The organism is Kitasatospora sp. NPDC056783 (assembly GCF_042789895.1).
In the GTDB taxonomy this organism is placed as follows: Bacteria; Actinomycetota; Actinomycetes; order Streptomycetales; family Streptomycetaceae; genus Kitasatospora.
In genome coordinates, this window is the sequence record NZ_JBHUAF010000464.1 from 1 (window position 1) to 6,107 (window position 6,107).

A 6,107-nucleotide genomic window follows, 5' to 3' on the forward strand; every position below is an offset into this window, starting at 1 on the left:
GCGGTGGACCGCCCCTCCCCGCGGATGTGACCGTTCGTCAGTACCCGGCGACCTCGTCCAGCCCGTGGCCGCGCAGCGGGACGAGGAAGCTGCGTTCGAACACCACCACGGCCTCGCCGGTGGACTTCGTCCCGGTGGTGCGGCAGCGGACGATGCCCTGCCCGGCGCGGCTCTTGGAGAGCCGTTTGGCGAGGGTCTCGGTCTCCGCGTAGAGGGTGTCGCCGGTGAACACCGGGTGGGTCATCCGGATGTTCTCCCAGCCCAGGTTGGCGATGGTGCGCCCGCTCGTCGACCGGGCGGTCATCCCGCCGACGATGCTGAGCGTCACCAGGCTGGAGACGATCGGCTTGCCCCAGGGGGTGTGCTCGCTGTAGGCGGCGTCGATGTGCAGCGGGGCGTCGTTCATGCTCAGCATGCTCATCAGCACGTTGTCGAGCTCGGTGACGGTCCGCCCGGGGCGGTGCTCGACCACCTCGCCGACCTCGAACTCCTCGTAGTAGCGCCCGACCACCTCGCGGTAGCGGCGCTCGCCGATCAGCCGGTAGCCGGCCGGTTCGGTCGATTCCATGGCGGTTGCTCCCACGTGCTAGAGGTCGGAGGTGAGTTCCTTGACGTGGCCGGCGAACTCGCGGATCAGCCGCTCGTCCATGTCGGCGCGCATCATCAGCCGGAGCCCGGCCTCGCCCTTGGGGACGATCGGGAAGAACACCGCCGAGCTGTAGAAGCCGCGCTCGAAGAGCTGGGCGGACAGCTTGACCGCCCGCTCGGCCTCCCCGACGTCGACCCGGCGCACCGGCAGGCCGTTGCCCGCGAAGGTGGTCGGCAGCAGTTCGTCGAAGAGTTCGATGTTGCGCTTCAACTTCGCCTGGAGCTCGGCCAGTTCGGGTGAGCGGTGGATGGCGGCGCTGGCCAGCGAGGCGCCCACCAGCGGCAGCGGGATGTTCTGCGACCAGCCGACCGGGCCGGCGTGCCGGTGCAGGAACTCGAACTGCTCGCGGTTGCCGAGCATCGCGATGCCGCCGCTGGTGCCGAAGCCCTTGCCGAGACTGGTGGTGATCACCGTCAGCGGGTTCATCTCCAGCCGGGAGCGCACGAAGCCCTCGCCGCGCTCGCCCGCGATGGACAGCGAGTGGGAGTCGTCGATGTAGAGGAACAGCCCGTAGCGGTCCTGGAGTTCGAGCAGCCCGTCGAGGGCCGCCGTGCCGCCCATCGAGTACGCGCCGTCGGCCACGTAGGCGACCCGGGGGTACTTGCGGCAGACGTCCTCCAGGTAGTTCAGGTCGTTGTGGGGGCAGTTGAGGACCAGCGACTCGTCCGCGCAGACCGGCTTCATGTAGGCCATGCAGAAGTGGCAGAAGCGGTCGAAGACCATCACCCGGGGCCCGCCGCCGCCCTGGCAGGTGCCGTCCAGGTGACCGGAGGCGATCAGCGGCAGGATGCCGGCGGTCAGCGAGCTGCAGGACGCCCCGGGCAGCACGTGGGCGCCGAACAGCTCGCCCAGCTCCTCCTCCAGCCGCACCAGCAGGTTGTGCCGGATCCGGGTGGTGGAGATGACCAGCGAGGTGGTGCGGGACTCGGTCAGCGCGTCCACCGCGCCGGCCAGGACCGCGGGGTGGTCGTTCAGGCCCAGGTACGAGCAGGAGACCATGTTGGCGAACTCGTGGCCGGTCTCGCGGACGATCAGCCGGTTGTTGGACTCGGAGTCCGCGGTGATGCCGATCAGGCCGTTGGCGGCGGCCGTCTGCCAGACCGGGTCGGCGGTGGCCAGCATGGCCTCGGCGTTGCGGTACCGGCGGGGGCCGAGGATGGATTCTTCGGTCATCGTCACTTCTCCGTCGCGTGGCTCGGTGGGTCGGTGGGTGCTTGGTCCTGTGGGTGTTCCCGGAGGTCGTGCGGAATCTCCGGCCGGGGCCGGTCGTCGGGCCGGGGCGGGTCGAACTGCTCGATCAGGCGCTGGGAGGCCTCGAAGAACGGCATGCCGACCATCACCCCGTCCACCACGGTGACCGACCGGCCGTTCTCCAGTCCCGCCGCGACCACCCGGCGGGCGCGTTCCAGCAACGCCTCGTCCGGGCTGAACGTCTCGTTGATCAGGGAGAGTTGGCGTGGGTGGACGGCGATCTTGCCGCTGAACCCGAAGTCCCGGGCGAGCTGGGCCTCCCGGCGCAGCCCGGCGAGGTCGGTCACCTCGAAGAACGGGGCGTCCATCGCCTCCACCCCCGCGGCGCGGGCGCTGTTGACCACCCGGGCGCGGGCGTGGGCCAGGGCCTCCCAGGAGAGCCGGGCGCCGACCGCGAAGGCGTAGTCGGCCGAGCCGAAGACCAGCCCGCGCAGCCGGTGCCCGGCGGCCGCGATGGCGGGCGCGTGCTCGATGCCCAGCGGGGTCTCCACGACGGCCAGGAACTCCGTCTCGGGGCAGTGCGCGCCGATCGCGCCGGCGGCGATCTCGATGTCCCGGGGGGACTCCGCCATCGGGATCAGCACCAGGTCGGGTTTGACGCGGTAGCGGGTGATGGCGATCAGGTCGCACAAACCGTCCGGTCCGGAGAGCGTGTTGATCCGCACCGCGCTGCGCGCGAGCTTGGTGGACGGGAGCGTGAAGAACTCCTCGGCGAGCCGACGGGCCTCCTCCTTCAGGGCGGGTGGGACGGAATCCTCCAGATCGACCATGGCGATGTCGGCCCCGGACTGGTGGCTCTTGGTGTACCGCTCCACCGCCATCGCGGGTGTGGACAGGAGGGAACGGCAGTACCGCGTGAACCTCATGGATGTCTCCGAAGTCAGCGAAGGCTGCGGGTTCCGGTTCTATCCCACCGGCATTGTTCGGCGCCGTGCGAGTGGACATTGAACAACAACTCGGAACAACCGGCCCGTCCGCCCCATTGTTTGACGCCAATGGTGGTGTGCATGATGAATCAACGGGGGGGATGGACACGGGGCGCGCGCGGTGCGTGTGACGCGTGGGAACAGAGGTATTCGGGGGACACCGCTTCACCGGAGAAGGGGGACGTCGTGCCGCGTCGGGAAAGTCCACTGGACCCGGGGGACGGGCCGCTGCTGCGTTTCGCGGGCGATCTGCGGGCCCTGCGGGAGCGCGCCGGAAGCCCGCCGTACCGTCAACTCGCGCTCCGGGCCCACTGCTCGGCGGCCAGCCTGTCGGTGGCCGCGGGCGGGAGGCGGCTGCCCAGTCTCGCCGTCACCCTCGCCTATGTGCAGGCCTGCGACGGGGACGTGCCGGAGTGGCGGCACCGCTGGCAGCTGCTCGCCGCCGAACTGGCCGCCGGGGTCGCCGCCCGGAGGCGCGCCCAGGAGGCCGGACGGGCACCCTATCCGGGCGCGGCCGCGTTCGAGGCGGTCGACGCAGAGCGCTTCTTCGGCCGCGAGGCGCTGCTGGAGCGGCTGGTCGCGCTGCTGGCCGAACGGCGGCTGGTGATCCTCTCCGGGCCGTCCGGGGCGGGCAAGTCCTCGCTGGTCAGGGCCGGCCTGCTGGCCCGGCTCGACGGGCGCCTCGCCGCCGGCGCGGCCACGGGGAGAACCGGAGGCGGGGCCGGGTCGGGCCGGCCCCCGGCCGACGGCGGAGCCCCGGTGGCGCTGCTGACTCCCGGCGAACGGCCGATGGAGGCGTACGCGCTGGCGCTGGCCCGGCTCGGTCAGCGGGCCGGGGAAGCGGCGCGCGGCGCCTCCGGGCCGACCGCCGGGGAGCCGGTGCTGGTGGTGGACCAGGGCGAGCAACTGCGCACCCGCTGCCGGGACGCCGCCGAGCGGGCGCGGTTCCTGGACGCGCTGGTGGCGACCGCCGCGGGCGGCCCGGGCGAGGCGGCGCAGGGGCTGCCGGTGTCGGCGCCGGCCCGCTGCCGGGTGGTGCTGGTGGTCCGCTCGGACCAGTGCGCGCCGCTGCTGGCCGAGCACCCGGGGCTGGCCGAGGCCGGCCGGCACGGGGTGCTGGCGGTGGGTCGTCCGGCGCCGGACGAGCTGCGGCGGGCGATCACCGAACCGGCGTCACGGTCCGGCTGCACCGTCGAGGGCGCCCTGCTGGCCGTCCTGATCTCGACCGTCGCGCAGCAACCGGGCGCGCTCCCACTGGTGTCCGCGGCCCTGTTGGAGACCTGGCGGCGGCGCAGCGGCAACGCCCTCACGCTGGCCGGGTTCCAGGCCACCGGAGGCTTCGAGGGCGCGCTGGCCCGGACGGCGGAGGCGCTGTACAACGGCCTGGACGCGGCCGACCGGGCCCGGGCGCAGGCGGTGTTCCTGCGGCTGGGCGGGGAGTGGCTCGGCGCCGGTGACAAGAACGGCGGTGAGAGCGCCGTCGGCGGTGCGGCGGCCGCGGGCGGCGTACTGACACCGGGCGGCGAGCTGGTGCCGGACGGCGACGAGTGCGCCCGGAGGCCGGTGCGGCGGGCCGAGTTCGACGATCCCGGCGTCCCCGAGGTGCTGGAACGGCTGGTCCGGGCACGGCTGGTGGTGGTGGACCGGGACACCGTCGAGCTGTCCCACCAGGCGCTGGCGTCGGCCTGGCCCAGGCTGAGGGGCTGGCTGGCGGAGGGCCGCGAGGCACTGGGGGAGCAACTGCGGCTGACCACGGCCGCGCGGGGCTGGGAGGACGCCGACCGGGACCCGGAACTGCTGTGCCGGGGTGGGCGGTTGGAGGAGCTGATGCGGCGGGTGACGGCCGGCGAGCTGGCCGCGGCCGGGGTCGAACGGGCCTTCCTGGCGGCCTCGGCCCGGGCCGTCGTCGCCGACCGGCGCCGGGCTCAGCGCCAGAACCTGGCGGTGGCCGGGGTCGCCGCGGCGGGCGGGGCGCTGCTGGCCCTGGCGGGCGGGAACCGGATCCGCCGGGCCTGGCGGTGGTGAACGCCGCTCCCTGGTCAGGGTATTGGTGAGCGTCGGAACAGCGGCGTCGAACAACGGCAGGACCGGCGGCCCGTTCGCGGTCCTCGCACCGCCGTCGGCCATGGCGCCCACGGCACGGACCAGGGCCCGGCGGTTGGCGAACGCCAGGGCCACCGAACCGGGCAGTCCGTCGAGGAAGAAGTCGCCGACCTCGCGGTCGACGGGATGGTTGTCCCGGCCGCCGAGCAGGTAGTCGTGGACGCGGGCGATGCTGGGCTTCGACCGGTCGATCCCGCCGGTGTGATCGGTCAGGGGAACAAATCCGTCGCCGGGGTCCGTTGTCCAGTCGATCGTAGGAGAACCGTCCCGCACCCTCCCGGAACCCGAGGGGTGGTGTCGAGCGGCTCCGGCCCGGGCCGGATACTGCGAGCGGTCACCCTGCCGGGTGGCGCAGACTGGGTGACGAGCACACCCCGGACCGGAGGATGGATTCCATGGCCGACCGGCCTTTGACGCTGATGGCGGTGCACGCCCACCCCGACGACGAGGCCACCGGGACGGGAGGTGTCCTCGCCCGGTACGCGGCGGAGGGCATCCGTACGGTCCTCGTCACGTGTACCGACGGCAGGTGCGGCGACGGGCCGGGAGGGGTCAAGCCGGGCGAGCCGGGCCACGACCCGGAGGCCGTCGCCGCGATGCGCCGCCGGGAACTGGAGGCCAGCTGCGAGGTGCTGGAGGTCGGGCACCTGGAACTGCTGGAGTACGCCGACTCCGGGATGATGGGCTGGGCGAGCAACGACGCGCCCGGGTCCTTCTGGAGCACGCCGGTGGCGGACGGCGCCGCCCGCCTCGCCGAGCTGATGCGGCACTACCGGCCCGACGTCGTCGTCACCTACGACGAGAACGGCTTCTACGGCCACCCCGACCACATCCAGGCCCACCGCATCACCATGGCCGCGGTGGAGCTGGCCGGGCTGACGCCGAAGGTCTACTGGACGACGGCACCGCGCTCGGCGATGCGGCGGTTCGGCGAGGTCATGCGGGAGTTCGGCGCGGACTGGGACGAGCCGGACGCCTCGGAGGCGTCCGAGGTGCCGCCGTTCGGCCTGCCCGACGAGGAGATCACCACGTGGGTGGACACCACCGAGTTCGGCGGCCGGAAGTTCGACGCCCTGGCCGCGCACGCCAGCCAGGGCGAGAACATCTTCTTCCTGAAGATGGGCCGGGAGCGGTTCACCGGACTGATGGGCACGGAGACCTTCGTCCGGGTCCAGGAC

5 protein-coding genes and 1 pseudogene are annotated in these 6,107 nt (G+C 72.9%); 2 read left to right on the forward strand and 4 right to left on the reverse strand.

The annotated features are described in order from the left end of the window. Positions 1 to 37: 37 nt before the first annotated feature. The 3 genes from ACFRMQ_RS36880 to ACFRMQ_RS36890 are packed head-to-tail and all read right to left on the reverse strand — an operon-like array spanning position 38 to position 2,766. The gene (locus tag ACFRMQ_RS36880) at positions 38 to 568 is read right to left on the reverse strand and encodes a MaoC family dehydratase (RefSeq protein WP_380735210.1); all 531 of its coding nucleotides are present in this window, start codon (positions 566 to 568) and stop codon (positions 38 to 40) included. Between the two features lie 18 nt (positions 569 to 586). After that, the gene (locus ACFRMQ_RS36885; protein WP_380735211.1) at positions 587 to 1,822 is read right to left on the reverse strand and encodes an aminotransferase class I/II-fold pyridoxal phosphate-dependent enzyme; all 1,236 of its coding nucleotides are present in this window, start codon (positions 1,820 to 1,822) and stop codon (positions 587 to 589) included. A gap of 2 nt (positions 1,823 to 1,824) precedes the next feature. Then, a complete protein-coding gene (locus ACFRMQ_RS36890; protein ID WP_380735212.1) occupies positions 1,825 to 2,766 on the reverse strand; it encodes an HpcH/HpaI aldolase/citrate lyase family protein in 942 nt (313 codons plus the stop codon). A gap of 246 nt (positions 2,767 to 3,012) precedes the next feature. Here ACFRMQ_RS36890 and ACFRMQ_RS36895 point away from each other — a divergent pair, with 246 nt between their 5' ends. Next, a complete protein-coding gene (locus ACFRMQ_RS36895; protein ID WP_380735213.1) occupies positions 3,013 to 4,851 on the forward strand; it encodes a hypothetical protein in 1,839 nt (612 codons plus the stop codon). A 101-nt stretch (positions 4,852 to 4,952) separates the two neighbouring features. On the opposite strand, the pseudogene ACFRMQ_RS36900 reads toward ACFRMQ_RS36895, so the two are convergent. Further along, positions 4,953 to 5,142 (reverse strand): annotated as a pseudogene (locus tag ACFRMQ_RS36900) (SAM-dependent methyltransferase); the annotation flags it as partial. A gap of 182 nt (positions 5,143 to 5,324) precedes the next feature. On the opposite strand from ACFRMQ_RS36900, the gene ACFRMQ_RS36905 reads away from it, so the two are divergent. Next, on the forward strand, positions 5,325 to 6,107 hold a 783-nt coding region (locus ACFRMQ_RS36905; protein WP_380735215.1), incomplete at its 3' end, for a PIG-L family deacetylase.